Here is a 906-nt window from a genome sequence, read left to right as displayed (position 1 = left end):
GAAAAGGGAAGGTAGAAGAGCTAGCATCTCTGACGAAAACAGCAGACGGAAAAGTACTGACCAGCGTCACACAAAAACGGAACAGGGCTGACGCCGCTACATATATAGGAAAAGGGAAGGTAGAAGAGCTGAAGGCACTCGTGGAAGAGCTTGAAGCTGATCTCCTCATCTTTAATGATGAACTGTCGCCAAGTCAGCTGAAGTCATTGGCAACAGCAATTGAAGTGAAGATGATTGACCGCACGCAATTGATATTAGATATTTTTGCAAAGCGGGCGAGAACGAGAGAAGGCAAACTTCAAATTGAGCTGGCTCAGCTGCAATATGCACTGCCGCGTCTGACGGGACAAGGGATCAACCTTTCCCGGCAAGGCGGAGGAATTGGGGCAAGAGGTCCCGGGGAAACGAAACTGGAAACCGACCGCCGCCATATCAGAAATCGCATTCATGAAATCAACACACAGCTTTCCACTGTCATTCGCCATAGAAGCCGATACCGTGAAAGAAGAAAGAAAAACGGTGTGCTTCAAATTGCGCTTGTCGGCTATACAAACGCAGGGAAATCAACATGGTTCAACCGCCTGACGAGTGCTGACAGCTATGAAGAAGACCTCCTGTTTGCCACGCTGGACCCGATGACCAGAAAAATGGTCCTGCCAAGCGGCTACAGTGTTCTTCTTTCAGATACAGTAGGATTTATTCAGGATCTTCCGACGACATTGATTGCTGCATTCCGCTCAACGCTTGAGGAAGTAAAAGAAGCGGATTTAATTCTGCATTTAATTGATTCTTCAAATGAGGATTATGCGGGACATGAAAAAACAGTGCTTCGGCTGCTTGAGGAGCTTGAAGCAGATGATATCCCGATGCTGACGGCTTACAATAAACGTGATCAAAAACTGCCTG

Annotated in this window: 1 protein-coding gene; it reads left to right on the top strand. The window is 47.2% G+C overall.

What is annotated here, in order from left to right:
- Positions 1 to 906: GTPase HflX (gene hflX / locus UB43_RS29400; protein WP_218187710.1), on the top strand; the 906-nt coding region annotated here is incomplete at both ends.

It is taken from the genome of Pseudomonas sp. 21 (assembly GCF_000955805.1).
GTDB lineage: Bacteria > Pseudomonadota > Gammaproteobacteria > Pseudomonadales > Pseudomonadaceae > Pseudomonas.
Note: the sequence above shows the minus strand (reverse complement) of the source record. Positions and strands in the feature narration are given on the sequence as shown.